Origin of the sequence: Cyanobium sp. Lug-B, assembly GCF_024345635.1 — a bacterium.
Taxonomy (GTDB): domain Bacteria; phylum Cyanobacteriota; class Cyanobacteriia; order PCC-6307; family Cyanobiaceae; genus Cyanobium; species Cyanobium minutissimum.
Window position 1 is genome coordinate 1 of sequence record NZ_JAGQBM010000054.1, and the last position, 24,025, is coordinate 24,025.

27 protein-coding genes are annotated in these 24,025 nt (G+C 72.5%); 16 read left to right on the top strand and 11 right to left on the bottom strand.

From position 1 onward, the window contains the following. Positions 1 to 73: 73 nt before the first annotated feature. From KBY81_RS12565 to KBY81_RS12580, 4 genes are all read right to left on the bottom strand, one after another. Positions 74 to 1,285, bottom strand: a complete 1,212-nt coding sequence (locus tag KBY81_RS12565) for an aminotransferase class I/II-fold pyridoxal phosphate-dependent enzyme (protein ID WP_254976654.1) — start codon at positions 1,283 to 1,285, stop codon at positions 74 to 76. After that, the gene (locus KBY81_RS12570; RefSeq protein WP_106220397.1) at positions 1,272 to 1,622 is read right to left on the bottom strand and encodes a co-chaperone YbbN; all 351 of its coding nucleotides are present in this window, start codon (positions 1,620 to 1,622) and stop codon (positions 1,272 to 1,274) included. Before KBY81_RS12570 ends, KBY81_RS12565 begins: the two co-directional genes overlap by 14 nt. Before the next feature lie 35 nt (positions 1,623 to 1,657). Beyond that, the gene (locus tag KBY81_RS12575; protein WP_254976655.1) at positions 1,658 to 2,431 is read right to left on the bottom strand and encodes a PspA/IM30 family protein; all 774 of its coding nucleotides are present in this window, start codon (positions 2,429 to 2,431) and stop codon (positions 1,658 to 1,660) included. Positions 2,432 to 2,532: 101 nt separating this feature from the next. Next, positions 2,533 to 3,657 (bottom strand): lipase family protein, encoded by a 1,125-nt coding sequence (locus KBY81_RS12580; protein ID WP_254976656.1) that lies wholly within the window; start codon positions 3,655 to 3,657, stop codon positions 2,533 to 2,535. A 50-nt stretch (positions 3,658 to 3,707) separates the two neighbouring features. Between KBY81_RS12580 and KBY81_RS12585 the strand changes: the two genes are divergently transcribed. Next, positions 3,708 to 4,295, top strand: coding sequence for a DUF721 domain-containing protein (locus KBY81_RS12585; RefSeq protein ID WP_254976657.1), 588 nt, complete (start codon positions 3,708 to 3,710; stop codon positions 4,293 to 4,295). Positions 4,296 to 4,331: 36 nt separating this feature from the next. Here KBY81_RS12585 and KBY81_RS12590 read toward each other — a convergent pair whose 3' ends face one another. Then, positions 4,332 to 4,853 (bottom strand): WbuC family cupin fold metalloprotein, encoded by a 522-nt coding sequence (locus KBY81_RS12590; RefSeq protein ID WP_254976658.1) that lies wholly within the window; start codon positions 4,851 to 4,853, stop codon positions 4,332 to 4,334. A gap of 103 nt (positions 4,854 to 4,956) precedes the next feature. On the opposite strand from KBY81_RS12590, the gene KBY81_RS12595 reads away from it, so the two are divergent. Further along, the gene (locus tag KBY81_RS12595) at positions 4,957 to 6,120 is read left to right on the top strand and encodes a hypothetical protein (RefSeq protein ID WP_254976659.1); all 1,164 of its coding nucleotides are present in this window, start codon (positions 4,957 to 4,959) and stop codon (positions 6,118 to 6,120) included. Between the two features lie 45 nt (positions 6,121 to 6,165). Here the strand turns inward: KBY81_RS12595 and KBY81_RS12600 are convergent, their stop codons facing one another. Then, positions 6,166 to 6,552 (bottom strand): hypothetical protein, encoded by a 387-nt coding sequence (locus KBY81_RS12600; RefSeq protein WP_146134559.1) that lies wholly within the window; start codon positions 6,550 to 6,552, stop codon positions 6,166 to 6,168. A gap of 98 nt (positions 6,553 to 6,650) precedes the next feature. On the opposite strand from KBY81_RS12600, the gene KBY81_RS12605 reads away from it, so the two are divergent. The 3 genes from KBY81_RS12605 to KBY81_RS12615 are packed head-to-tail and all read left to right on the top strand — an operon-like array spanning position 6,651 to position 8,631. After that, positions 6,651 to 7,646 carry an SDR family NAD(P)-dependent oxidoreductase gene (locus KBY81_RS12605; protein ID WP_254976660.1) on the top strand — a complete coding sequence of 332 codons (996 nt, stop codon included), beginning with the start codon at positions 6,651 to 6,653 and terminating at the stop codon, positions 7,644 to 7,646. Beyond that, positions 7,643 to 8,257, top strand: a complete 615-nt coding sequence (locus KBY81_RS12610) for an alpha/beta fold hydrolase (RefSeq protein WP_254976661.1) — start codon at positions 7,643 to 7,645, stop codon at positions 8,255 to 8,257. Before KBY81_RS12605 ends, KBY81_RS12610 begins: the two co-directional genes overlap by 4 nt. Then, entirely contained in the window at positions 8,254 to 8,631 is a 378-nt protein-coding gene (locus KBY81_RS12615) for a cupin domain-containing protein (RefSeq protein ID WP_106220389.1), read from the top strand. Before KBY81_RS12610 ends, KBY81_RS12615 begins: the two co-directional genes overlap by 4 nt. Positions 8,632 to 8,639: 8 nt before the next feature. On the opposite strand, the gene KBY81_RS12620 is transcribed toward KBY81_RS12615, so the two are convergent. Continuing rightward, positions 8,640 to 9,245 carry a pyridoxamine 5'-phosphate oxidase family protein gene (locus tag KBY81_RS12620; RefSeq protein WP_254970412.1) on the bottom strand — a complete coding sequence of 202 codons (606 nt, stop codon included), beginning with the start codon at positions 9,243 to 9,245 and terminating at the stop codon, positions 8,640 to 8,642. Positions 9,246 to 9,259: 14 nt separating this feature from the next. Beyond that, on the bottom strand, positions 9,260 to 9,865 hold the full coding sequence (locus tag KBY81_RS12625) for a glutathione S-transferase family protein (protein WP_254976662.1): 606 nt from the start codon (positions 9,863 to 9,865) through the stop codon (positions 9,260 to 9,262). Positions 9,866 to 9,987: 122 nt separating this feature from the next. Here KBY81_RS12625 and KBY81_RS12630 point away from each other — a divergent pair, with 122 nt between their 5' ends. From KBY81_RS12630 to KBY81_RS12680, 11 genes are all read left to right on the top strand, one after another. Further along, on the top strand, positions 9,988 to 10,602 hold the full coding sequence (locus KBY81_RS12630) for a TetR/AcrR family transcriptional regulator (protein ID WP_254976663.1): 615 nt from the start codon (positions 9,988 to 9,990) through the stop codon (positions 10,600 to 10,602). Between the two features lie 52 nt (positions 10,603 to 10,654). After that, the gene (locus tag KBY81_RS12635; RefSeq protein ID WP_254976664.1) at positions 10,655 to 11,071 is read left to right on the top strand and encodes a hypothetical protein; all 417 of its coding nucleotides are present in this window, start codon (positions 10,655 to 10,657) and stop codon (positions 11,069 to 11,071) included. 98 nt (positions 11,072 to 11,169) lie between these two features. Beyond that, on the top strand, positions 11,170 to 12,840 hold the full coding sequence (gene kdpA, locus KBY81_RS12640; RefSeq protein ID WP_254976665.1) for a potassium-transporting ATPase subunit KdpA: 1,671 nt from the start codon (positions 11,170 to 11,172) through the stop codon (positions 12,838 to 12,840). Between the two features lie 74 nt (positions 12,841 to 12,914). Next, the gene (gene kdpB / locus KBY81_RS12645) at positions 12,915 to 15,014 is read left to right on the top strand and encodes a potassium-transporting ATPase subunit KdpB (protein ID WP_254976666.1); all 2,100 of its coding nucleotides are present in this window, start codon (positions 12,915 to 12,917) and stop codon (positions 15,012 to 15,014) included. Positions 15,015 to 15,105: 91 nt separating this feature from the next. Beyond that, on the top strand, positions 15,106 to 15,294 hold the full coding sequence (locus tag KBY81_RS12650) for a potassium-transporting ATPase subunit F (RefSeq protein WP_106220382.1): 189 nt from the start codon (positions 15,106 to 15,108) through the stop codon (positions 15,292 to 15,294). Further along, complete coding sequence (kdpC, locus tag KBY81_RS12655) at positions 15,294 to 15,866, top strand: K(+)-transporting ATPase subunit C (RefSeq protein WP_254976667.1); 573 nt, start codon at positions 15,294 to 15,296, stop codon at positions 15,864 to 15,866. Before KBY81_RS12650 ends, kdpC begins: the two co-directional genes overlap by 1 nt. Next, the gene (locus KBY81_RS12660) at positions 15,863 to 16,957 is read left to right on the top strand and encodes a histidine kinase (protein WP_106220380.1); all 1,095 of its coding nucleotides are present in this window, start codon (positions 15,863 to 15,865) and stop codon (positions 16,955 to 16,957) included. Before kdpC ends, KBY81_RS12660 begins: the two co-directional genes overlap by 4 nt. Positions 16,958 to 16,962: 5 nt before the next feature. Then, on the top strand, positions 16,963 to 17,991 hold the full coding sequence (locus KBY81_RS12665; RefSeq protein WP_254976668.1) for a sensor histidine kinase KdpD: 1,029 nt from the start codon (positions 16,963 to 16,965) through the stop codon (positions 17,989 to 17,991). Beyond that, positions 17,991 to 18,617, top strand: coding sequence for a response regulator (locus KBY81_RS12670; RefSeq protein ID WP_254976669.1), 627 nt, complete (start codon positions 17,991 to 17,993; stop codon positions 18,615 to 18,617). Before KBY81_RS12665 ends, KBY81_RS12670 begins: the two co-directional genes overlap by 1 nt. Before the next feature lie 101 nt (positions 18,618 to 18,718). Continuing rightward, positions 18,719 to 19,492, top strand: a complete 774-nt coding sequence (locus tag KBY81_RS12675; protein ID WP_254976670.1) for a hypothetical protein — start codon at positions 18,719 to 18,721, stop codon at positions 19,490 to 19,492. 203 nt (positions 19,493 to 19,695) lie between these two features. Then, positions 19,696 to 20,424: a bifunctional 2-polyprenyl-6-hydroxyphenol methylase/3-demethylubiquinol 3-O-methyltransferase UbiG gene (locus KBY81_RS12680; RefSeq protein ID WP_254976671.1), complete on the top strand. Its 729-nt coding sequence runs from the start codon at positions 19,696 to 19,698 to the stop codon at positions 20,422 to 20,424. A 6-nt stretch (positions 20,425 to 20,430) separates the two neighbouring features. Here KBY81_RS12680 and ald read toward each other — a convergent pair whose 3' ends face one another. Genes ald through KBY81_RS12695 form a run of 3 tightly spaced genes read right to left on the bottom strand, consistent with a single transcriptional unit; the run spans position 20,431 to position 23,931 of the window. Beyond that, entirely contained in the window at positions 20,431 to 21,579 is a 1,149-nt protein-coding gene (ald, locus tag KBY81_RS12685) for an alanine dehydrogenase (protein ID WP_254972955.1), read from the bottom strand. 43 nt (positions 21,580 to 21,622) lie between these two features. Further along, complete coding sequence (locus KBY81_RS12690; protein WP_254976672.1) at positions 21,623 to 23,335, bottom strand: NAD+ synthase; 1,713 nt, start codon at positions 23,333 to 23,335, stop codon at positions 21,623 to 21,625. Beyond that, on the bottom strand, positions 23,335 to 23,931 hold the full coding sequence (locus KBY81_RS12695; protein WP_254972951.1) for a nicotinate-nucleotide adenylyltransferase: 597 nt from the start codon (positions 23,929 to 23,931) through the stop codon (positions 23,335 to 23,337). The genes KBY81_RS12690 and KBY81_RS12695 overlap by 1 nt, the downstream gene beginning before the upstream one ends. Between the last annotated feature and the right edge of the window lie 94 nt (positions 23,932 to 24,025).

Genomic DNA, 24,025 nt, shown 5'->3' on the forward strand with positions numbered 1-24,025 from the left:
CGCCAGGGGGCCAGCTCCGGCGGGGCCCCCGTGCCCGCCGTGGGGCGCCGCCGCCGGGCACCGATCGCGCCGATCAAAACCGCCGCAGCCAGTCGCCGATGCGGGCCGCACCGGCCTCCAGCTCGCCGGCCGGGTGCACCAGGGCCAGCCGCTGCCACCCCTCACCGCCGGGGCCGAAGCCGTTGCCGGGGGTGAGGCAGACGCCGGTGCCCTCCAGCAGGGCGGCGCAGAAGCGTTCCGAGTCCAGACCCCGCTCCCGTGCCACGGCGGGGATCTGCAGCCACAGGTAGAGGGCCATCGACGGCAGGCGCACCGGCCAGCCCTGGGCCTCGAGGGCGGCGGCCATGCGGTCACGGCGCTCGCGGTAGACGCCGCGCAACTGCCCGGGCCAGTGGGGGGCCTGCTCCAGGGCGGCGATGGCGCCGGCCTGCAACGCCAGGGACTGGTTGAAATCCACCACCCCCTTGAGCTGGCGCAGGGCGGTGATCAGCTCCTCGGCGCCGATGGCGAAGGCCAGCCGGTAGCCGCCCAGGCACCAGCTCTTGGAGAAGGAGAAGAACTCGATGCCGCAGCGGCGCCAGTCGGGATGGCGCAGCAGGGCGGGGGCCTCCCCTTCCAGGGCCAGATCCACGTAGGGGTTGTCGTGGGCGAGCACCACGTCATGGCGCAGGGCCCGCTCCACCGCCCCATCCAGCCAGGCCTGCTCTCCGGTGGTGGCGGTGGGGTTGTGGGGGAAGCCCAGCACCATCAGCTTCAGGGACTGCCACTGGCTGGGGGACAGCCGGTCGAAGTCGGGCCGCCAGCCGGCGTCGGCGTCGAGGGGCAGCAGCACCGGTTCGGCACTGGCCAGATGCAGCCCCCCCTGATGGGAGGGGTAGTAGGGGTCGAGCAGCAGGGCCCGATCGCCGGGGTTGAGCACCGCCAGCGGCAGGTGGGCGGTGCCCTCCTGGGAGCCCACCAGCAGCAGCACCTCCGTTTCCGGGTCCACGGCCACGTCGAACCGTCGCCGCGCCCAGGCCGCCACCGCTTCCCGGAAGGGCAGGGTGGCGGCATGCAGGCAGTAGGAGGCGCTCTCGGGCCGGCTCAGGCCGGCGGCGATGGCCTCGAGGGCCACAGCGGGCGGCTGGAGGTCGGTGGAGCCGAGGGAGAGATCCAGCAGCGGCGGCAGGGGCGACCCATCCGGGCCGTGGCCGGCGGCGGCCCGGGCGCTGTAGGCGGCCTTGCGCTGGTCGTTGCGGGCGAAGACGCCGCTGCCGAGCCGCGACAGGCGCTCAGAGATGGGCATCCAGGAAAGCCTTCAGCTGGGACTGGGCCATGGCACCTTCGTGGCGGGCCAGTTCCTGGCCGCCGCGGAACAGGATCAGGGTGGGGAGGCCCTGCACCTTGAGGCTGTCGCGGCTGACGGGATTGGGGTCGGCCTCCAGCTTGCCGACGGTGAGGGCACCGCCGGGGGCGTCGGCATAGGCCGTGGCGGCCCAGGTCATCAGGGGGGCCATCAGCCGGCAGGGGCCGCACCAGGGGGCCCAGACGTCGACCAGCACCGGGCCCGGCACCTCCAGGACCGAGGCCTGGAAGGTGGCATCGGTGAGGTCGAGGACGGGGGAGTCGACGTCGGCGGGCACGGCGGTCGGGACAGCGGTGGCCCGATTGTATGAATTCAGAGCTTGTCGATGGACTGGCGCAGTTCCTCGAGCTCGGCGTTCACCTCGGCCACCTTGACCGGCTCCAGCTGGGGGGCCGGGCCGCCCTCTATGGGCAGGGAGATGGGGGTCTTGCCGCCTTCGAGGCGGGTCTTGAGGGCCGCCAGTTCGTCATCGACGTCGCTGCCCTCGAGGGCGGCGAACTGGCTTTCGAGATCGGCACCGGCCAGCTCGGCGGCGGCCTGGCTGCGGGCCTCCATGTTGAGCACCTTCTCCTCCATCTGGTCGAAGGCGGCCATCGAGCTGTTGGTGCTCAGGCTGCCCACGGCGTTCTGGAGCTGCTCCTGGGCCTGGGCCGCCTGGGCACGGGCCTTGAGCATGTCCTTCTTGGTCTTGGCCTCGGCGATCTTGCCCTCGAGGGCGGTGAGGCTGCGCTTGAGGGTGTCGACCTGGGAGGCCTGGCCGTTGAGCTGGGCGTTGAGGGCGGTGGCGGTGTCCTGGTAGGTCTTGCGGCGGGAGAGGGACTCGCGGGCCAGGTCCTCCTCCCCCTTCTTGAGGGCCAGCTCGGCCCGCTCATACCAGGTGCGGGCCTGGGCTTCGGCCTGCTCGGCCTGGTTCTGCAGCCGCTTCTGGCTGGCGATGGCGGTGGCCACGGCCTGGCGCAGCTTGACCAGGTCGGCCTGCATGTCGGCCACGGACTGGTCGAGGATCTTGGCCGGATCCTCCGCCTTGCTCACCAGATCGTTGAGGTTGGCGCGCAGAAGACGGCTCAGCCGATCGAAGAAACCCATGGAGGCGGGGCCAGTGCAGAAATCGAGCGTAGCCAGAACCGGCCACCCGGTCTTCCCCGGCGATCAGCGGATTGCCGCACCCACACCCGAGCCTGGGGCCCTCAGCTGTTGCGGCGCCGGGCGTGGGCCTGCAGCTTGAGGGCGTAGTCGCCCATGGAATGGTCGGCGACCACCGCCTTGCCCCTGGTGAGCAGGAAGCGGCGGACCACGACGCAGAAACGCCAGAACGCGTCCGGGCTCATCACCACCTTCAGGTCCCGGAAGGGGATCTGCTGGTCATCCGGGAGGTTGGCGGCGTCGGAGAGGAACACCACGCTGCCGGCATGGGTGTAGCCGAAGAGGTTCCGCCGCAGGAACTCGGCGATCCGGAAGGTGCCGTTGATGGGAATCAGCCGGATCAGACTCAGCAGGATCAGCAGGCTGTAGCCGAAGGGGATGCGGGTCACCCCGTCGGCGGCATTGACGATCCGGTAGATGGGCGTCCGGATCGGGGCGAAGAAAGCGTCATCGCCGGCCCGGGGGCAGCCGAAGGTGTAGGTGGCGCCGGTGCTGTCGGAGCCGAGGTAGCGGGTGGCCACCAGGGCCAGGGCGCCGCCGAGGGAATGGCCGGTGATGTAGAGGGGGGCACCCGGATGGCGCGCCAGGGCGGCCTGCAGGGGGGCGCGCACCTTGTCGAAGGCGGCGAGGAACCCGGCATGGGCCCGGCCGCCGCCGGGGGCCGCCACCAGGTGGGCCCGCAGATCGGCGCTGATGTCGTGGATGCTGGTGACCTGGGTGCCCCGGAAGGCCAGCACGAGCATGGCGTCGGGCCCCCGGCCGGAGGGGAGGTTCAGGCGGACCAGGATCGCCTCGCTGCCCTGCACGGCGATGCCCTCGAGCAGTTCGAAGCCGGCCGTCTCCAGGGCCGAGACCACCACCCCGTCCACTGTCTGGCCGTTCTCGATGGCGGCCGCCACCAGGGCCCGCACCACCGCCTCCCCCCGCTGGCTGCGGGCCGACTCGAGGATGCGGAGCACGAGCTCGTCGATCCGGATCTCGGCGGGAAGCTTCTCGTAGACCAGCCGGGCGATCTCCGCCAGCAGCCAGGCGGTGCGGTCGGAATAGGCGGCGCGGAGGACCGGGACCTGGCGGATCAGGGTGGGATCGTCGAAGTAGCCGGCCATGGCGATGCCCCGGGGATGGAGGTTCTCCGGGTCCCAGCCTTGCCCAGCGGCCTGCCCCGTCAACCCGGGAACGGGTTTCCATCACCGGCCGAAGCACGCCTTAGCGTGGCTTCATGGAACCTTCCCGGTCCCGCCAGCGCCGCGCCTCCGAGCCAAGCAGCTCCCGCAGCGGCTCCCGTCGCCAGCGCGTCGAGGCGGTGCAGACCCGGCAGGTGGGCAACGTCGCCCTGCTGATACCGCCAGCCCGGCCGCCGGCCAGTGCCCTGGCCAGCTGCCTGGACAACCTCCAGCAGGAGTGGCGCCGCGACGGCCATCTGGCCGCCCTGTGGCGGGACTGGCCACGGATCGCCGGGCCCCAGCTGGCCCCCCACTGCCGTCCCCTGCAGCTGCAGGGGGGCCTGCTGACGGTGGGCGCTGCGCCGGGGCCCTGGCTGCAGGCCCTGCAGTACAACCGCCACCAGTTGCTGGGGTCGCTGCGGGGCGCCGGCTTCAGCGTCCGGGACGTGCGGGTGCAGCAGCACCACCCCGGCGCCTCCGCAACGCCCGGCAGCCTCAGCGAGGCGGAGGTATGGGCCGTCCATCCCAGCCGCTGCGACGTGCACGGCCTGGCCGACTGCCCCGCCTGCGGCCGGCCGGCGCCGGCCGGGGAGATGGCCCGCTGGGGCCACTGCAGCTTCTGCCGCCGCGCCGATCTGGCCTGAACCCCCAGCCCCGGGCACCGGCGAAGGGACAGGCCCTCAGGGAAGGGGGTGGTCGTCCCCGGGCCCGAACAGCGCCCGCCAGGCCGCCTCCTGCGCCGCGGCGGCCTCGCTTCCCTCGAGGGGGAATCCGGCCAGGAAGTCCTTGTCGGCGGCGGGCTCGTAGGGCCCCTGCTTGATCTCCATCATCACGGCATCGGGCGAGAGGGCGACCAGGGTGTGGATGACGCCCTCGGCCAGCTCGATGCCGTGCAGGGGGCCGTCCGCGCTGATCCGCTCTCGCTGCAGCACCCGCCCGCCGGCATCGAGCAGCAGCAGCCCCACCGCCCCCTGCAGCACGAGAAAGCACTCGAAACCCTCGCCGGGCTGGGCGCGGCGGTGGCGGTGGGGCCGCACGTAGGTGCCGGGCTGCAGCACGTTGAGAAAGCGCTGCACCCGGTCACTGGGGGCGTGGAAGTTGTGGTTGCGGCGCCGGCGGGGGGAGCCGGCGGCGGCGGCGGCCACCGCATCGAAGAGGTCCTGGTCGATGCGATGGAGCGGGGACGGGGCGGCGGAGTCCATCGCAGGGTCGGCAGGCAGACCGTGGTCTACCGCCCGCGGCGGCGACCGCCCATGGGCACGGCGGCGGCCCATAGATTGGCCTGCCAGGGTGATGGGGACCGACATGGGCGCAGGTCGACGGGCTCGGTGGCAGGCGACGGCCCCGCTCCTTCTTCTGGGCACCGGCCAGGTTCTGCCGGCGGCGGCAAAACCGGGACCCAAGCCGCCGGCGCCGATCGTCACCTACACGATCGAGGCCACCACCACGACGGGGATGGGGGCGATGGGGGGCGCCGGCATGCTGCAGATGATGCTGGGGGGTCGGCCGGCCATGGGCGCCAGCAGCCGCCAGCTGGAGCTGCGGCTGCAATCACCGCAGACCGCCGCCAACCCCAACGCCGAGCACCGCATCCCGGCCGCCATGGCCATGGGGACCGCCCTGCCGCTGACGAGCGGAGCCGCCAGCCCCGGGCAGCTCGGCCGGGAGTGGAAGGAGGAGGACATCCCCGAGGCCAAGGGCCGGCTGCTGCTCTTCCGCGGTTGCGGCGAGAGCGCCGGAGCCGGCCAGCCCGAGATCATCACCCTGCAGGGACTGACCACGGAGCAGCGACGCCAGGTGCTGTCGGGGCTGAAGCGGCTGGGAACCGCCACCGGCCCCACGGGCACCTCGGGCCGCTGGCCGTCGGGCGAGGCGGCCCCCGCGGTGCCGCCGCAGGCCTCCCTGGTGGGGACCCATCTGGTGGCTAGCAACTACGCCCCGGAGATCCGCTTCCAGGTGGGCAGCGGCCACGACTTCCTGGCCCCGGTGAAGCTGACGAGCACCCCGGCCGGGGGCGCCCAACGGCTGAGCTGGCCGACCATCCCCACCGCCCTCGGCTATCAGGCGACGGCCACGGGCATGGGTCGCCAGGAGGGCGACATCGTCATGTGGACCTCCAGCGAGCTGCCGATGGCCGACAGTGCCGTGCCGGATGACCTGCGGGCCCCGGAAGCGGCCCGGCTGGTGCAGCGCGGCGTGCTGCTGGCCCCGGAGCGCACCACCTGCACGGTGAGCGCCCAGGCCATGGCGGCCATGGGGGCGGCGATGGTGAGCTTCACCGCCTACGGCGACACCCTGCTGCTGAGCAGCCCCCAGGGCAGCCCCGCCTGGCGGCTCAGCCTGGAGCGCCGCTCCACCGCCACCCGGCTGCTGGGGGACGGCATGGAGCGCCTCGATCCGGGCTCCGGCGCGGGCCAGGAGGCGCCGGCTCCCCAAGGTGGTGGCTTCAACCTGTTCAAGCTGTTCTGATCGCTGCCGCGCCCGTTCCCCGATGGAACGGCCAGGGCATCGCCGTCACCGGCCCCGGCGCCCCTGGCTGAAGCTGAGCGTGCCGCCGGGACCCACCTCGATCCGGACCCCTTCCCCGTACTGGCTGTTGGTGACATAACCCTCCTCGGCCCGCAGGCCGGTGCCGTCCGCCAGCTCGCCCTCGATCACGAAACTCGCATCGGAGACGATGCGGAAGGAGCGGCTGACCGTCTCCCCAGGAGCGATCGGCCCGAACCTCAGCGTCTCCCAGGGCAGGGACACCTGCAGGGACCTGATCGTGCGACCGCTCCTGTTGACGACCGTGAGGACGTTGCGGGTGTGCTCCCGGAACGCCACCCCGGTGCCGATGGCCGCCGCCAGGCCCGCGGCCACCGCCAGTGCCAGGAACGAGCGTCGCGGGAGTCGGGACATCGAGCTCACTCCGGCAAGCCCGGAGCCGGCGGCCCGGGGCCCGGCCTCCGTAGCCTTGACCCGCTCGGCACCCTTCCGGCACCCGCAGGAGTCCGCCCTTGGCTGCAGCGCGCCACATCCTCCTGACCGGCGGCAATTCCGGCATCGGCTTTGAGGCGGCGGTGATCCTCTGCCGGGCCGGCCACCGGCTCACCCTGCCCTGCCGGGACCGGGCCAGCGCCGAGGCGGCCGCACGCCGGGTGCTGGAGCGGGCCGGCACCGGCACACCCCCCGCCGCCTCGGTCTGCGACCTGGCGGATCTGGAGAGCGTGCGGGCCTGTGCCGCCGCCCTGCGGGCCCGGGGGACCCCCATCGACACCCTCGTGCTGAACGCCGGCCTGCAGTACGCCGGCGCCAGCGAACCGCGCCGCACCGCCCAGGGCCATGAGCTCAGCTTCGGGGTGAACCATCTGGGCCATTTTCTGCTGGCGCAACAGCTGCGGCCCCTGCTGGCGGCGGGCCGATCGCCGCGGCTGGTGGTCACCGCCAGCGAGGTGCACGACCCCACCACGGCGGGGGGCAAGGTGGGGGCGCCGGCGGGCCTGGGCGCGCTGGCGGGCCTGGTGCCGGGCCAGGGCACCACGATGGTGGACGGCTCGGCTCCGTTCAATGCCGACAAGGCCTACAAGGACAGCAAGCTCTGCAACGTGCTGTTCGCCCGCGAGTTCGCCCAGCGGCTGGAGGCGCAGGGCACACCCTGGCCCGTCCTGGCCTGGAGCCCCGGGCTGGTGATCCCGCCCACCAGCACAGGCGGCTTCTGGCGCTACAGCCGCCAGTCCAACGAGCTGGGCCAAAGGCTGTTCGCCCTGGCGGCCCGCTCGCTGCTGCGCCTCACCGAAAGCGTCGAGAACGCCGGGGCCCTGCTGGCCGCCCTGGCCAGCGATGACGCCTACGCCGCCAGCGGCTTCACCTACCACCGCAACCGCGTCACGGCTCCGGGCCGGCACGTGTTCGAGGCCACCGCCACCAGCGCCGAAGGCCAGGACGCCGATCTGGCCCGGCGGCTCTGGGAGGCGAGTGCGGCCCTGGTGGGGGTGGGGGCGGATTGGCCGTGAGCGGCCGGCCCGAGCGGCTGCTGTTCCTCCCCGGCGCCTCGGGCGACACGGCCTTCTGGCGCCCCCTGGAGCAGCGGCTGGCCTGCCACGCCGAGCGGCTGCACCTGGGCTGGCCGGGCTTCGGCGACACGCCGTCCCGGCCGGGGGTGGAGGGCTTCGACGACCTGCTGACCCTGGTGCTGGAGCCGCTGGATCGCCCCTGCGCCCTGATCGCCCAGTCGATGGGCGGGGTGCTGGCCCTGCGGGCCGCCCTGGCCCGGCCCCGCTGGGTGACACATCTGGTGCTGGCCGCCACCTCCGGCGGCCTGCCGATGGCCGAGCTGGGGGCCGCCGACTGGCGGGCCGGCTTCCGCACCAGCCTGTCCCACCTCCCCGACTGGTTCGCCACGGAAACGACCGACCTCTCCGGGCACTTGGCGGAGGTCGCCGCACCCACCCTGCTGCTCTGGGGCGATGCCGACCCGTTCAGCCCGGTGGCCGCGGGGGAGCGCCTGGCCATGCTGTTGCCCGATGCCCGTCTGCACGTGATCAACGGCGGCGACCATGATCTCGGCCTGCATCACGCCGGGCGGCTGGCACCGCTGGTCGACGCCCACCTCACCCCACCATGAGCAAGACCACCAGCACGTACTGGAATCCGCTGGCGCCGGAGCAGGCCCATCGCTGGCGCTGGCTGGAGGGGCTGGAGGGCCAGGTGCAGGAGCTGGTGCTCAGCGAGGATCCGGCCACCGGGGAGATCACCCGCCTCACCCGCTTCCTGCCCGGGGCCGACACCACCGCCTTCGGGGGCAAGGCCCACCCCTTCCCCGAGGAGATCTTCATCGTCAGCGGGCGCCTGTTCGATGGGGCCTTCGGGATCTGGCTGGAGAGCGGGCACTACGCCAGCCGGCCGCCGGGGGAGCTGCATGGACCTTTTCGCAGCGAGGAAGGCTGCCTGGTGCTGGATGTGTCCTTTCCCCAGCGGGGTGGGGAAGGAGCGTCATGAAAGGGTCGTCATGAGGGGTGCCGGCGCAGACCCTGGAGCTCATCCTCCAGCGCAGCGATCCGCTCCTGCAACGGTCGCAGCTGGGCTTCCAGCTCCGCGGCTGTGAACCGGGGAGTGATGAACTGGGGGCAGTTCCAGTCGAAGGCCTCCACCCGGATGCGGAAGAGGCGCTCCACCTCCCCGGCAGCCTGCGGTCCCAGCTGCTCCGCCAGCTGGGGGTCATCAGCGGGCGGCACCACCTGCGCTTCCCCGTCGATCTTGAGCCGGCGACGGGCGGGGTAATCCATCAGGAACAGGGCCACCCGCGGATCCCGGCGCAGATGGCCGGCGGTGAGCAGCTGGCGATTGCCGCCGTAATCGGCGAACCCCAGGGTGCGCTCATCGAGCACCGTCAGGAAGCCCACCGGCCCGCCCCGGTGCTGCAGGTAGGGGGCACCCGCTTCGGTGAGGCTGGCCAGATAGAAGCTGTCGCGGGCGCTGATGAAGGCGATCTCCCTGGCACTGAGGCGATCGGACGCCGGGGCCGGGGGTACGCCCTGGCTCTGGCCATAGGCCTGGAGCTGGGCCTCGCCCACGGCGGGGGTGAGATGGCGATGCAGGTAGTGCTGGCTCATGGGGGAAGTTCCGCTCAGGCCTCCAGGCCCTTCATGGGCACGTAGCCCGGCAGCGCCTTGATCCGCCCGATCCAGGCGCAAACGTTGGGATAGGGGGCCAGATCGATGCCGCCGTCCGGGGCCAGGGCCACGTAGGGGAACACGGCGATGTCGGCGATGGTGGGGCGCTCCAGCTCCAGCCACTGCCGGTGGGCCAGGTGCCGCTCGAGCTGGTCGAGCAGGAAGGCGGCCTTCTCGGCGGCCCGCTCGATCGGGATCGCCTGGACGCCGAACAGGTGATGCAGCCGGGCGCTCTCAGGCCCCTGGCGCACCTCGCCGGCCGCGGTGGAAAGCCAGCGCACCACCCGGGCCTGGCCGAGGGGATCGGCGGGGAGCCAGAGGCCATCCCCCTGGCGGGCCGCCAGGTAGAAGAGGATCGCCTGGGCGTCGGCGAGGGTGATGCCGTCCTCCTGGAGCACGGGCACCTGGCCGAAGGGATTGAGGGCGAGGAACGCCTCCCCCTTGTGCTCGCCGGCCATCAGATCGACGCGGACCCACTCGTAATGGAGCCCGAGCAGTTCCAGGAGCAGGCGCACCTTGTAGCTGTTGCCGGAGAGTTCGTGGCCGTGGAGCTTGAGCATCAGGTCGAGGGGATGGGGGGCCAGGGGATGCGGACAGCCTGAGTAGACAGACCGGTCTGCGCATCCAAAGGTAGCAGACCTTTCTGTCTACTCACTAGATTGGGAGGACAGCAGCGAACTCCATGCCAGCGAGCGGCGCCACCACCAGGACCTCCGCCAAGCGGGACGCGCTGCTGGACACGGCTGAGGGGCTCTTCGCCCGCCACGGCTACCGGGCCGTGGGCATCGACACGGTGCTGGCCGAGGCCGGGGTGGCCAAGATGACCCTTTACAAGCACTTCCGATCCAAGGAGGAGCTGATCGCCGCCGTGCTGGAACGCCGCAGCAACGCCATCGCCGCGGGGCTTGCCAAGCGGATCGCCGCGGCGCCGGAGGACCCCGGGGCGCGCCTGCTGGCGGTGTTCGACTGGCTGGAGCAGGCGGTGCGCTCGCCGCAGTTCCATGGCTGCCTGTTCATCAAGGCCGCCAGCGAGTACCCCGCGGCTGAGGATCTGCCCCGGCAGGCGGCCGAGGCCTTCAAGGGGGGTTGCCGCGACCTCCTGGAGGGTCTCTGCCGCGATCTCGCCGTCGCCGACCCGGAGGGTCTGGCCCGCCAGTTGCAGCTGCTGTTCGAAGGCGCCCTGGTGGTGGCCTTCCTGCAGCGGACCCCCCTGGCCGGCGCCGATGCCCGGCGGGCCGCCGAAGCTCTGCTGGCCTGGGCTCCGCGAGCAGGCGAGGCCACCGGGGAGCCACGCTGACAAGCCACGGCGGGCGCCCTACAACCGGGGGACCGCCGGGACCGTTGCGCTGATGGCCGTGAACAGCCACCGCTGGCCGGCCCTGCTGGCGGCCGCCCTGCTGCTGCCGGTCGCCCCCGCCGCCGCCGCGCCCCTGCCCCGCCGCCTCGGCGCGTGCAGCCCGACGTTCATCCGGGAGATCCTCTACCGGCTGAGTGCCGCTGACGCCAACGGCGTCCAGATCCCCATCGCCGGCTCCGGCTCCGCCGTCAGCTACACCAACGGGGGCTACCAGGTTTCCTACGACATGGTGCCGGCGATCCACAGCAGCCGGGAAGGGGATCCGGTGGAGCTCTGTCTGAGCTTCGTGCCGGATTGCAGCGGGGCTCCCCGCGGCGACGGGCGCGGCCGCGTCTACCGGGCCCGCAACCTGCGCACCGGCGGCACCTGGACCTTGCCGGACAGCCAGCACAGCTGCGGCGGCGCCTGAAGCGGCCGTCACTGTGCTGGCTCCAACCCTGCCATTCGTCAGTTGCGGCGGCCGCCCCGTTGGCGGGAGGGTGGGCGCCACCGCAGGACACGCTGCCCATGCTCCCCTGGTTCCTCGCCGCCATCACCCTGGCGGTGGCGGTGCTCACGGCCTTTCCCCTGGGCCGCCACCTCTGGCAGGTCTTCGATGACCGCCCCCAGCCCGGCTGGGACCCCTGGCTGCTGCCGCTGGAGACGGCGCTGCTGCGCTGGATCGGTGACCGGGGCCAGCCGGCGGCCACGGCCTGGGCCTACCTGCAGCCCTTCCTGGTGGCCAATGCCTGCTTCGGCGGCCTGGCCTTCCTGCTGCTGGCCTTCCAGCCCGCCTGGCTCAACCCCCTGGGCTGGCCCGGCCTGCGCTGGGACCTGGCCCTGCACACCACCCTCTCGTTTCTCACCAACACCGACCAGCAGCACTACGTGCCGGAGCAGACCCTGGGCACCTTCGCCCAGCTGGGGGTGATCCAGTTCCTGATGTTCGTCTCGGCGGCCAGCGGCCTGGCGGTGGGCTTCGCGGTGATCCGCGGCCTGTGCGGCCTGCCCCTGGGGAACTTCCACCGCCAGCTGCTCCGTGCCCTCACCCGGGTGCTGATCCCCGGCAGCCTGCTGCTCGCCGTGCCGCTGCTGTTCTGCGGGGTGCCGATGACCCTGGCCGATCCGCTGCGGATCACCACCCTGGAGGGGGGCAGCCAGCTGCTGATCCGCGGCCCGGTGGCCCTGTTCGAGGCGATCAAGCAGCTGGGTGAGAACGGCGGCGGCTTCTACGGGGCCAATTCCGCCCACCCCTTCGAGAACCCGGACGGGTTCACCAACCTGGTGAGCACCTGGGCGATGGTGGCCATCCCGGCCGCCAGCATCGACGCCTTCGGGCGTTTCCTCGGCAACCGCCGCCAGAGCACCCTGCTGCTGCTGCTGGTCACGGCACTGATCGCCACCGGCTCCGCCCTGGCGATGGCGGCGGAGCAGGGGGGCAACCCGGCCCTGGCGGCCTGGATCAGCGGTCCCAACCTGGAGGGCAAGGAGCTGCGCTTCGGAGCCGGGCTGACGGCGTTCTGGGCCGTCCTCACCACCGGCTCGATGACGGGGGCCGTCAACGGCGCCATGGATTCGCTGCTGCCGCTCTCCAACCTGGTGGCCCTGTTCAACCTGTTCCTGCAGGTGGTCTTCGGCGGCCAGGGCACCGGCATCGCCTACCTGCTGGTGTTCATGGTGCTGGCGGTGTTCCTCACCGGTCTGATGGTGGGCCGCACCCCTGAATTCCTGGGCCGCAAGGTGGAGAAGGCGGAGGTGGTGTGGAGCAGCCTGATCCTGCTGATCCACCCGGTGTTCGTGCTGCTGCCCGCGGCGTTCACCATGGCCGGAGCCACGGACCTGACGGGGATCAGCAACCCCGGGCCCCACGGCATCAGCCAGGTGGTCTACGAGTACGCCTCCGCAGCGGCCAACAACGGCAGCGGCTTGGAGGGTCTCGGGGACGGCAGCCTCTGGTGGAACCTCAGCACCAGCCTCAGCCTGCTGGGCGGACGCTACCTGCCGATCGCCGCCCTGGTGCTGCTGGCCGACGGCTACGCCCGCAAGCCGGCGCTGCCGCCGGGTCCGGGCACCCTCTCTACCGACACCAGCCTGTTCACGGTGGTCCTGGCGGTGGTGCTGGTGATCCTCGGCGCCCTGACCTTCTTCCCCGTGCTCGCCCTCGGGCCGATCGCCGACGGACTGCTGCTGGTGGCCTGAATCCCCAGGCCCCGCTCCGCCAGGCCCGCGCTCCCGTCCGTCCCCGCCCATCCCCATCGCCGCTCCACCCCCCGATGACCTCCCTGCCGGCCCGCACCCTGTTTCCCCGCATGCCGCGGGGCCGCCGCGACCAGCGGCGCTACACGCCCCGGCCCCGCCGGAAGGGCCTGGTGCGCCGCGCCGTCCTGGAGGCATTCGTAAAGCTCGATCCCCGCACCGCCGCGGCCAACCCGGTGATGTTCGTGGTCTGGTGCGGCACGGTCGTCTGCCTGCTGGCCACCGTGAGCCCCGATCTGTTCGGCGACGGTGCCGAAGACAGCGGCAGGCTGTTCAACGGCCTGGTGAGCCTCACCCTGCTGGCCACGCTGCTGTTCGCCAACTTCGCCGAGGCCCTGGCGGAGGGCCGCGGCAAGGCCCAGGCCGATGCCCTGCGCCGCACCCAGGCCCGCACCCAGGCCCGGCTGCTCGATCCCGCCGGCGGCGAACGGCCCGTGGATTCCTCCAGCCTGCGCAAGGGCGACGTGGTGCTGGTCTCGGCCGGCGACACAATCCCGGCGGACGGCGAGGTGATCGAGGGGGTCGCCTCGGTGGATGAGTCGGCGATCACCGGCGAATCGGCGGCGGTGCTCAAGGAGGCCGGCTCCGACGTGGCCAGCTCGGTGACGGGCGGCACCCGGATCCTCTCCGACCAGCTGACGATCCGCATCAGCGCCGATCCGGGCAAGGGCTTCATCGACCGGATGATCGCCCTGGTGGAGGGGGCCGAGCGCACCAAGACACCCAACGAGATCGCCCTGACGGTGCTGCTGGCGGTGCTGACCCAGGTGTTCCTGATTGCCGTGGCCACCCTGCCGCCCCTGGCCGGCTACCTCAAGGAACCCACCCCGGTGGTGACCCTGGTGGCGCTGCTGGTGGCCCTCATCCCCACCACCATCGGCGGCCTGCTGTCGGCCATCGGCATCGCCGGCATGGACCGGGTGGCCCAGTTCAACGTCATCGCCACCTCGGGCCGGGCCGTGGAGGCCTGCGGCGACATCAACACCCTGGTGCTCGACAAGACCGGCACCATCACCCTCGGCAACCGGCTGGCGGAGGAGTTCCTGCCGGTGGGCGGTCACCGGGAGGCGGAGCTGGCGGAGGTGGCCCTGGCGGCCAGCTGCTTCGACCAGACCCCCGAGGGGCGATCGATCGTGCGGCTGGCGGAACAGCGCGGCGCCGTGCTGCCCTTCGCCGCCGAGCAGGCCACGGGTCTCGAGTTCTCGGCCCGCACCCGTATGAGCGGCAGCGACGACCCCGGCGGGATCGAATTCCGCAAGGGGGCCGTCGACGCCATCAAGGGATTCGTGCGCTCCCGGGGCGGCACCGTGCCCGACGACCTTGACGGGGCCTACGAGCAGGTGTCCAGGCTCGGCGGCACCCCCCTGGCGGCCTGCCGGGGCAACGACATCCTGGGGGTGATCTACCTCAAGGACATCATCAAGCCGGGCATCCGGGAGCGCTTCGACCAGCTGCGCCGCATGGGGATCCGCACCGTGATGCTCACCGGCGACAACCCGATCACCGCGGGGGTCATCGCCCGGGAGGCCGGCGTCGACGACTTCATCGCCGAGGCCACCCCCGAGGACAAGATCGCCGTGATCGACCGGGAGCAGAAGCTCGGCAAGCTCGTGGCGATGACCGGCGACGGCTCCAACGACGCCCCGGCCCTGGCCCAGGCGAACGTGGGCGTGGCGATGAACTCAGGCACCCAGGCCGCCAAGGAGGCGGCGAACATGGTGGATCTCGACAGCGATCCCACCAAGCTCATCGACATCGTGACGATCGGCAAGCAGCTGCTGATCACCCGCGGCGCCCTGACCACCTTCTCCCTGGCCAACGACGTGGCCAAGTACTTCGCGATCCTGCCGGCCCTGTTCGCCGGGGTGGGGCTGGGGCCGCTCAACCTGATGGGTCTGGCCAGTCCCCAGTCGGCGATCCTCTCGGCGATGGTGTTCAACGCCCTGATCATCCCGGCCCTGGTGCCCCTGGCCCTGAAGGGGGTGGAGTTCCGGCCCCTCAGTGCCGACCAGCTGCTGCGGCGCAACCTGCTGCTCTACGGCCTCGGGGGCGTGATCACCCCGTTCGTGGGCATCAAGGCGATCGATCTGGCGATCGGCGCCCTGCGCCTGGTCTGAGCCGGCCGGGCCCGCACCCTCCCGCCACCCGTGCCGCTGCCTTCCGCCCGCCGCTTCCCTCCCTCCCCTGCACCGCTGCGCTCCCTTCCCGATGGTTCTGCTCAAGCGACCGCTCTTCTGGCTGCCCCTGCTGCTCGCCGCCGGCACCGTGCTGCTCGCCCCGCTGCAGCGGGGCCGCCTCGACAGCCTCCAGAGCCATGCCCTGGCCCTGCTGATCAGCGTCACCCTGGCCCTGTCGGCCTATCTGTTCACCGCCATGGTCCGCCCGGAGAAATTCTGATGAACGCCCTTTCCCGTCTCGGCCAGGGCCTGCGCCTCACCCTGGTGCTCTGGCTGCTCACCGTGGCGGTGATCACCGTGCCGATGCTGGGCCTGGCCCGCATCGCCGCCCCCCGGCAGGCCGAGGGGAGCCTGGTGCGCGTCGATGGGCGCGTGGTGGGCTCGGCCCTGATCGGCCAGGCCTTCGCGGGCGATCGCTACCTGCAGGGCCGGCCCAGCGCCGTGGCCTACGGCGGCGGCGATTCCCCCGCCTCCGGCCCCAGCAACCTGGCCCCCGGCAACCCCGCCCTGGCCATGCGGGTCGCGGCGGAGGTCGTCGCCTGGGCCGAGCGCGGCGTGGGCCGTCCGGCCGCCGATCTGCTCACCAGCTCCGGGTCGGGGCTCGACCCCGACATCAGCCTGGAGGCGGCCCGCCAGCAGCTGCCGCGGATCGCCGCCGCGCGCCGCCTGCCGATCGACCGGCTGGAGGCCCTGCTGGAGCGCCAGAGCCACCGGCCGCTGCTCGGGCTGGCGCGGCCGCCGCTGGTGAACGTGCTGGCCTTCAACCTCGCCCTGGACGAGCTGGTGCCTTGATCCGCTCCAGCCGCGGCCGGGGCCGCCACAAGGTGTTCATCGGCATGGCCCCGGGGGTGGGCAAGACCTGCCGCATGCTCCAGGAGGGGCGCGAGCTGCTCAAGGAGGGCACCGACGTGGTGATCGGCCTGCTGGAGACCCACGGCCGCCAGGAAACGATCCGCCAGGCCGAAGGGATCGAGCAGGTGCCGCGCAAGCGCCTGCTCTACCAGGGGGTGACCCTGGAGGAGCTGGACGTGGCCGCCGTGCTGGAGCGCCGGCCCCAGCTGGTGCTGGTCGATGAGCTGGCCCACACCAACATCCCGGGCAGCGAACGCAAGAAGCGCTGGCAGGACGTGGAGGCCCTGCTGCTGTCCGGTCTGGATGTGTACTCCACCCTCAACATCCAGCACCTGGAGAGCCTCAACGATCTGGTGGCCGAACTGACCGGGGTGGTGGTGCGCGAGCGGATCCCCAACCGGGTGCTGGAGCAGGCCGACGAAGTGGTCCTGGTGGACGTCACCCCCGAGACCCTCCAGGAGCGGCTGAAGGAGGGCAAGGTCTACGCCCCGGAGAAGGTCCCCCAGGCCCTGGCCAACTTCTTCCAGCGCCGCCACCTGGTGGCCCTGCGGGAGCTGTCGCTGCGGGAGGTGGCCGACCGGGTGGAGGAGGAGGAGCCCACGGCGGCGGGTCTGCGGGAGCGGGTGATGGTGTGCGTGTCGGCCTATCCGAGTGCGACGCGGCTGCTGCGCCGTGCCGCCCGCCTGGCCAGCACCATGGATGCGCCGCTGCTGGCCCTCACCATCCAGGATCCCGGCCGCTTCCTCAGCAAGGAGGAGAGCCTGCGGCTCGAAGCCTGCGCCACCCTGTGCCAGGACGTGGGCGGCACCTTTCTGCGCGTCGACAGCAGCGACGTGCTCGGCACCATCGCCCGGGTCGCCCGCGAGCGGCGCATCACCCAGATCGTGCTGGGCCAGACGCTGCGCTCCCGCTGGCAGGTGCTGCTGCGCCGGCCGATCTCGGAACGGCTGCAGCAGCAGCTGCGGGGACTCAGCATCGATCTGCACCTGATCTCGGACACCACGGCGCCGGGCGCCGACACGGAGCCGTGAGCCGGGTGGTCCGATTCCCGGGGGCACTCTGGGCGCTCACCGGCCTGATCCTGCTGCTGGAGCTGGCCACGCCGCCCCACATCGTCTTCGGTTATCTGTACGTGATCCCGCTGCTGATCGGCGCCCCCCATCGCGACCGCCGCGATGCCCTTGCCTTCCTGGCGCTCTGCTGCGGCCTGACCGTGGTGAATCTGGTGGTGCCGGAGCCGGATCCCGACTGGAGGGCGGTGCTGGTGGATCGCCTGCTGGTCTGCCTGGCCCTGACCGTGACCACCTTCCTGTGTCTGCATAACCGCCACCTGCTGCGCCAGCAGGTGGATCTGGAGGTGAGGCTGGCCCAGGCGGATCTGCGCCGGGACATGATCGCCACCCTTGCCCACGACCTCAAGACCCCTGTGCTGGGCACGATCGCCACCGCCCGGATGATGGGGCTGGAGGCCGGGCCGACGGCGGGGGGCCTGCTGGAGCGCGGCATCGGCGCCATCCTCGCCAGCCAGGAGCGCAGCCTGCGGCTGATCGAGGACCTGCTGCGGCTGTTCCGCGCCGACCAGGAGGGCCTGTGGCTGCAGCCGGAGACCTGCGACCTGGGGCGCCTCGCCGCCGAGGCGATCGAGGCCGTGGGTCCGATCGCCCGTGAGCGGTCCGTGGCCCTGATCCAGCGCCAGCCCTCCGGGTCGCGCCCCCTCACCCTGCCGGGGGATCCCGGCCGGCTGCGGCGGCTGCTGGAGAACCTGCTGCTCAATGCCATCAACCACAGCCTGCGGGGCGAGCGGGTCTGGCTCGACCTGCAGCGGCAACAGGGCCAGGCGGTGGTCACCGTCAGTGACCGGGGCCGGGGCTTCCCTGACGCCAGCCTGCCGCACCTGTTCGAGCGCTTCTACCAGAGTGATCCGGAGCAGCGGGGCAGCGGACTGGGGCTCTACCTGTCGCGCCAGATCGCGGAAGCCCATGGCGGCAGCATCCGGGCCAGCAACCTGCCCGCCGGCGGGGCCAGCATCGAGGTGCGACTGCCGCTGGAGGCTTCGCCAGGCTGATGCGCGTGCTGCTGATCGAGGACGACGAGGCGTTCCGGGTGGGGATCGAGGCCTTCCTGCTGCGCCTGCCGGCGGTCACCGCCGTCCGCTCGGTCAGCGACGGCGAGCAGGGCCTGGAGGCCCTCTTGGCGGCCCCGGCCGATGTGGTGGTGCTCGACATCGGCCTGCCCGGGCTGGGGGGGCTGGAGACCTGCCGGCGCATCAGCGCCGACCATGACCTGCCCGTGCTGGTCCTCACCAGCCAGGACGACGGTCGCTGGGTGCAGCGGCTGTGGGACGCCGGCGCCAGCGGCTATCTCCACAAGGCGGAGGCCCTCGGACAGCTGGAAACGGCCCTGACCAGCGTCGGGCAGGGGGCCAGCTGGTGGGACCGCTCCGCCACCCGGGCCCTGCGCAGCCGGGACACCGCTGCCGCCGCCGGCCCGCCGGAGGCCTCCCTGGCGCTGCTGACGCCACGGGAGCGGGAGGTGCTGGCGGCCATGGCCGGCGGTCTCACCAACCGCCAGATCGCCGACAGTCTCGGCCTGGGCACCGGGACGGTGAGGGTGTACCTGCACACCATCTTCCAGAAGCTGCAGGTGAGCAACCGCACCCAGGCGGTGCTGAAGTTCCTGGATCCGGAGTGATCGCCGGTTCCACCCCACCCGCACCGGATGCAACGCTTCGCACCGATGGGGTGGCCGGCCCTCGGGCGCTGCCTAATGTCCCGGCAACTCCCCCCCGAGCCATGGCCGTGTCTCTGATGCAGGATCCCAGCGGCGGATCCTCCCTGAAGGTGATCGAGGCCGTGAAGGAAGGCTGGGGGGCCTTCGCCCGGGCCCCCTGGGTGTTCATCGGCTTCACCCTGCTGGCGGGGGTGCTGAGCAGCGTCTGCTCGCTGATCCAGGGCCAGGTGGACCACGACGAGGCCGCCGCGGTGACGGCGGTGGACGTGGTCCGCCTGGTGGTGGGCTCGATCCTGAGCGTGCTGGTGAGTCTGTGGAGCACCACGGGCCTGGTGCGCGGCGCCTGGAGCGCCCTCTCCGGCGGTAAGCCGGCCCTGGGCACCTTCACCCGCTGGGACGGGGCGGCCAGCTGGCGGCTGTTCCGCAACGGCCTGGCGCTGGGGATCCTGATGATCGCGATCCTGATGGTGGCGGCCCTGGTGGGGGTCGCCGCCGCCCAGCTCAACCAGATCCTGGCCGTGCTGCCGTTCCTGGCGGCCTTCACGGTGCTGATCTACCTGGCGGTGAACCAGAAGTTCCTGGCCCAGATCGCCCTGTTGGAGGGCCGCGGGCCGATCGACTCCATCACCCGGGGCCGCACCCTGCTCGATCCCCAGTGGGGCTCGGTGCTGCTGCTGGCCCTGGTGGAATTCGCCATCGTGCTGGTGGGCCTGCTGGCCTGCTTCGTGGGGCTGCTGGTGGCGGTGCCCGTGGTCCTGTGCACCAGCACGGCCGCCTACCGCCAGGTGTTCGGCAGCGAGGATCTCACCGGCCTGCTGGCGGAGCCTGCGGCCTGAGCCCGGCGACAGCGGTGCCGATGCTGAAAGCGGGAGGGGCGGCTCGGGGACAGCGGCTTGCGGCCGGATCCGGAGTGACTACGATTTTCACAGCTGCTGTGGATAGCGGAGGCCGGGGTTCATGACCCGTCCGATCGTGCCCGTCACTGCCGCTTTCGCCGACCTGTCCGCCCGTCCCTTCCGCCTCTCCTCTCGACGTGCCCATGCTCGTTCCCATCGACGCCAGCGATGACGCGGCCACCGTTCTGGACCCGTCGCTGGCCCTGATGGAAGAACAGATCCTGGCGTCGTGGGTCGTCAACGCCGGCGTCTGGACCCGGGCCGTGCGCCGCGGCGAGATCCTCAGCCGCGTGAGGGTGACCAACGGGGCCGTCCTGCAGGCGATCGCCGACTGCGCTCCGGCCACCCTGCTGGACCTGGGCTGTGGCGAGGGCTGGCTGGCCCACCACTGCGCCCGGCAGGGCATCGCGGTGCTCGGCACCGACGCGGTGGCCGAGCTCACCGCCATCGCCGCCGAGGGGGCCCCGGCCGGCGCCAGCTTCCGGACGCTCACTTACCAGCAGATCGCCGCCGGGGTCCTCCAGCAGCGTTTCGACATGGTGGTGGCCAACTTCTCCCTGCTCGGCGATCGCAGCCTCGACGAGCTGTTCGCTGCCCTCTCAGGGCTGCTCTCCCCCGGCGGATCCCTGCTGGTCCAGACCCTGCACCCGATGCTCATCTGCGCCGACCATCCCTACGAGGACGGCTGGCGGGAGGGCTCCTGGGCCGGGTTCTCCCCGGCCTTCCGCACCCCGGCGCCCTGGTTCTTCCGGACGATGGAATCCTGGGTACGGCTCTTCCAGCGCCATGGTCTGGTCGTGCGGGAGCTGCGCGAACCGATCGATCCCCTCAGCGGCCAGCCCGCCTCGGTGATCTTCCGCGCCACCATCTGAACCGGCTCAGCGCAGGCAGGCCATCGGATGGCGCGGCGACACCCCGAGGGCCTTGGCCACGCCCGGGTGGCACACGGCCCCATCCACGGTGTTCAGGCCGGAGAGGAGTTCGGGGCGGTCGGTGACCGCTTCCAGCAGGCCCCGTCCGGCCATCACCAGGATGTAGGGCAGGGTGACGCTCACCAGGGCTTCGGTGGAGGTGAAGGGCACGGCGCCGGGCATGTTGCCCACGGCGTAGTGCTGCACCCCGTGGATGGTGACCACCGGATCGGTGTGGGTGGTCTCGCGGCTGGTGGCGATGCAGCCGCCCTGGTCGATGGCCACATCCACGATCACCGACCCGGGCCGCATGCGCTGCACCAGGTCCTCGCTCACCAGGGTGGGGGCACGGCCGCCGGGCAGGAGCACCGCGCCGATCAGCAGGTCGGTTCCCGGCACCAGCCGCTCGATCAGGCTGCGGCTGCTCACCAGGCTGGTCATCCGGCCGCGGCGGTCGGATTCCAGGCCCCGCAGGCGGTGGGGAGAGCGGTCGAGCAGGAACACCTCCGCATCCATGGCCGCGGCGATGCGGGCCGCATTCCAGCCCACGGTGCCGGCCCCCAGCACCACCACCCGGGCCGGCCGCACGCCGGTGCAGCCCCCCATCAGCACGCCCCGCCCACCGTGGGGCTTCTCCAGCAGATGGGCCCCCACCTGGGCCGCCAGCCGGCCGGCCACCTCGCTCATCGGGGCCAGCAGCGGCAGGCTGCCATCCTCGAGCTGCACCGTCTCGTAGGCCACCGCCGTGGTGCCCGCCTCCAGCAGGGCCTTGCCCACCTCGGGGTAGGCCGCCAGGTGCAGGTAGGTGAACAGCACCAGGTCGCTGCGCAGGAAGCCGAACTCCTGCGGCTGCGGTTCCTTCACCTTCACCACGAGGTGGGCCGCCCAGGCCTCCTCGCAGCTGACGATGCGGGCCCCGGAGGCGCGGTAGTCGTCGTCGCTGATGCCGGCCCCCAGGCCCGCCCCCTCCTGGACGCGCACTTCCATGCCCTGGGACACCAGTTCATGGACGCCGTCGGGGGTGAGGGCCACCCGCTGTTCGTCGCGCTTGATCTCCGTGGGCACACCGATGCTCGCCATCGGAGAGGCCAGGGGTGCCGGGCCGGGAGCTGGCATGGGGCAGGAAGGATTGCCGCCCGGAGGCGTTCGTCGCTGAACCCTAGGCCGAGGCGATGGGCATCCGCCAGCCGCTGCCGAAGGCCCGGTCGCTCACCTTGAGCACCGGTGCCGCCTGGCGCCGCTTGAACTCGGCCCGCCGCAGCAGGCCGGCCACCCGGGCCACCAGGGCCGGATCGGCCCCTCCGGCCACCAGTTGCTCCGGGGTGCGCAGCTCCTCGATCGAGGCCTTCAGCAGGGGGTCGAGCACCCCGTAGTCGGGCAGGGAATCGCTGTCGCGCTGGTCGGGACGCAGCTCGGCGCTGGGGGGCTTGGTGCGGATCGCCGCGCCGATCAGCTCACCGGCCGGCGGCAGGCCCAGGGCGGCCCGGCAGGGGCCGGAGGCTTCGCCATCGAGCCACTCGCAGAGGCCGAAGACGGTGGTCTTGTAGAGATCGCCGATCACCGACAGTCCGCCGTTCATGTCGCCGTAGAGGGTGCAGTAGCCCACCGCCAGCTCCGATTTGTTGCCGGTGGAGAGCAGCAGCCCCCCCTTCTGGTTGGCCACCGCCATCAGCAGGGTGCCCCGGATGCGCGACTGCAGGTTCTCTTCGGTGACCCCCGCCGGGGGCGCCCCCAGGGCGGGGGGAAGGGTGGCGGCGAAGGCCTCCATCAGGGGCGCGATCGGCAGGGTGGCGGTGGTCAGCCCGAGCCGGCGGGCGAGACCCTCGGCATCGTCGAGGGAACCGGCCGAACTGAAGGGGGAGGGCATGCGCAGCACCTCCACCCGGTCGGGGCCGAGGGCCGCGGCGGCGATCACCGCCACCAGGGCCGAATCGATGCCGCCGCTCAGCCCCAGCAGGGCCCGCTGGAATCCGCACTTGGCGGCGTAGTCGCGCACCCCCAGCACCAGCACCCGCAGCAGCTGCTCCCAGGGGTCCGGCGGCGCCGCGGCCTGGGCGGGGTCCGCGTCTCCCCTGCCGGGAGAGGCGGGGGCCGGGGCCAGCGGCCAGAGGGCCAGGTCCTCGGCGGCGCTGGCCAGGCGCAGCAGGGGCCGGCCGGTGCGGTCCACCACGAAGCTGGCCCCGTCGAAGACCAGCTCGTCGTTGCCGCCCACCTGGTTGAGGTAGACCACCGGCACCCCCAGCCGGGCCGCCGCCCGGGCCGCCAGCCCCTGGCGCACCTCCCCCTTGCCGCGGCCGAAGGGGGAGGCCGAGAGGTTGAGCAGCAGGTCGATCCGCTGCGGTGCCAGGTCGGCGATCGGATCCACCGCATCCGGCCAGCGGCTGCGCAGGTTCTCCTCCACCCAGAGGTCCTCGCAGATGGTCAGCCCCAGGCGCCAGGGGCGGCCGCCCGCCTCCAGCTCCAGCACCGCCGGGGCGTCGCCGGGCAGGAAGTAGCGGCGTTCGTCGAAGACGTCGTAGCTGGGCAGCAGGCGCTTGCGGCAGACGATCCGCCAGCCGCCCCGCTCCACCAGGGCCAGGGCGTTGTGCAGCCCCGGCTGGCGCCGGCCGGCCACCGGCTCGGCCACCCCCACCAGCAGGGCCAGTCCGCCTGGGCAGGCCGCCGCCAGGGTCTCGAGAACCCCCTCCTGGCGCTGGATCAGGGCGGGCCGCAGCAGCAGGTCCCGGGGCGGGTAACCCCACAGGGACAGCTCGGGGGTGAGCAGCAGGTCGGCCGCGCCGGCACGGGCCCGCTCGGCGGCCGCCAGGATCCGGCGGCCGTTGCCCTCCAGGTCGCCCACCAGGGGATTGAGCTGGGCCAGGGCGAGGCGCATCAGGGCTCGGAGAGGCCGTAGAGATTGTGCTGCAGCAGCACCGGCCAGAGTTCGGACGGTACCTGGGCCGGATCGGGCCGCTCCCGGATCCGGGAGCTGGCGCTGGGGGGAATGGCCAGGGGCAGCAGGTCGAGGCTGGCCCCCAGCCCCCGCAGCCGCTCCAGATCCGACGGCTGCAGCGGCCAGCCCTGGCGGCGGGCGATGCCGAGCCGGCAGCCGCGCAGCAGCTCCTCGGCCCGCCGCCAGCGGTGGATCTGGCCGGCCAGGTCGCTGCCCACCACGAAGACCAGCTCCCGGTCGGGCCAGCTGGCCCGGGCCCGCTCCAGGGTCTCCACCGCCCAGGGGCTGCTGAGCTCCTGCTGCAGGCTGAGCCGGGGGTCGCCGATGGCGGCCACCAGGGCGGCCAGCAGGGCCGAGCGCACCTCCAGGGGGGCGCCGTGCTGCTTGAGCGGGTTGTCGCTGGCCCAGGTGAGCACCTGGGGGAAGAGGCCCAGCAGCCCCTCCAGCAGGGCCCGGTGGCCACGGGTGGGGGGATCGGCGCTGGTGCCGAACAGGGCAAGACGGGTCAACGGGGCGGCCGTGCCGGCGGTCGTCACGGCTGCAGGCCGCCGCCGGCGCTGCCCTGGCCCCCCTGCTGCTGCCATTCGCTCAGCCAGCGGCGGGTCGCGGGATCCTGCCGCACCAGCCGGC

Coding starts and splice junctions, on each gene's coding strand:
- KBY81_RS12565 (WP_254976654.1), bottom strand. CDS start 1,285: ATGCCCATCTCTGAGCGCCTGTCGCGGCTCGGCAGCGGCGTCTTCGCC.
- KBY81_RS12575 (WP_254976655.1), bottom strand. CDS start 2,431: ATGGGTTTCTTCGATCGGCTGAGCCGTCTTCTGCGCGCCAACCTCAAC.
- KBY81_RS12585 (WP_254976657.1), top strand. CDS start 3,708: ATGGAACCTTCCCGGTCCCGCCAGCGCCGCGCCTCCGAGCCAAGCAGC.
- KBY81_RS12590 (WP_254976658.1), bottom strand. CDS start 4,853: ATGGACTCCGCCGCCCCGTCCCCGCTCCATCGCATCGACCAGGACCTC.
- KBY81_RS12595 (WP_254976659.1), top strand. CDS start 4,957: ATGGGCGCAGGTCGACGGGCTCGGTGGCAGGCGACGGCCCCGCTCCTT.
- KBY81_RS12600 (WP_146134559.1), bottom strand. CDS start 6,552: ATGTCCCGACTCCCGCGACGCTCGTTCCTGGCACTGGCGGTGGCCGCG.
- KBY81_RS12615 (WP_106220389.1), top strand. CDS start 8,254: ATGAGCAAGACCACCAGCACGTACTGGAATCCGCTGGCGCCGGAGCAG.
- KBY81_RS12620 (WP_254970412.1), bottom strand. CDS start 9,245: ATGAGCCAGCACTACCTGCATCGCCATCTCACCCCCGCCGTGGGCGAG.
- KBY81_RS12625 (WP_254976662.1), bottom strand. CDS start 9,865: ATGCTCAAGCTCCACGGCCACGAACTCTCCGGCAACAGCTACAAGGTG.
- KBY81_RS12630 (WP_254976663.1), top strand. CDS start 9,988: ATGCCAGCGAGCGGCGCCACCACCAGGACCTCCGCCAAGCGGGACGCG.
- KBY81_RS12635 (WP_254976664.1), top strand. CDS start 10,655: ATGGCCGTGAACAGCCACCGCTGGCCGGCCCTGCTGGCGGCCGCCCTG.
- kdpA (WP_254976665.1), top strand. CDS start 11,170: ATGCTCCCCTGGTTCCTCGCCGCCATCACCCTGGCGGTGGCGGTGCTC.
- kdpB (WP_254976666.1), top strand. CDS start 12,915: ATGACCTCCCTGCCGGCCCGCACCCTGTTTCCCCGCATGCCGCGGGGC.
- KBY81_RS12650 (WP_106220382.1), top strand. CDS start 15,106: ATGGTTCTGCTCAAGCGACCGCTCTTCTGGCTGCCCCTGCTGCTCGCC.
- kdpC (WP_254976667.1), top strand. CDS start 15,294: ATGAACGCCCTTTCCCGTCTCGGCCAGGGCCTGCGCCTCACCCTGGTG.
- KBY81_RS12670 (WP_254976669.1), top strand. CDS start 17,991: ATGCGCGTGCTGCTGATCGAGGACGACGAGGCGTTCCGGGTGGGGATC.
- KBY81_RS12675 (WP_254976670.1), top strand. CDS start 18,719: ATGGCCGTGTCTCTGATGCAGGATCCCAGCGGCGGATCCTCCCTGAAG.
- KBY81_RS12680 (WP_254976671.1), top strand. CDS start 19,696: ATGCTCGTTCCCATCGACGCCAGCGATGACGCGGCCACCGTTCTGGAC.
- ald (WP_254972955.1), bottom strand. CDS start 21,579: ATGCCAGCTCCCGGCCCGGCACCCCTGGCCTCTCCGATGGCGAGCATC.
- KBY81_RS12690 (WP_254976672.1), bottom strand. CDS start 23,335: ATGCGCCTCGCCCTGGCCCAGCTCAATCCCCTGGTGGGCGACCTGGAG.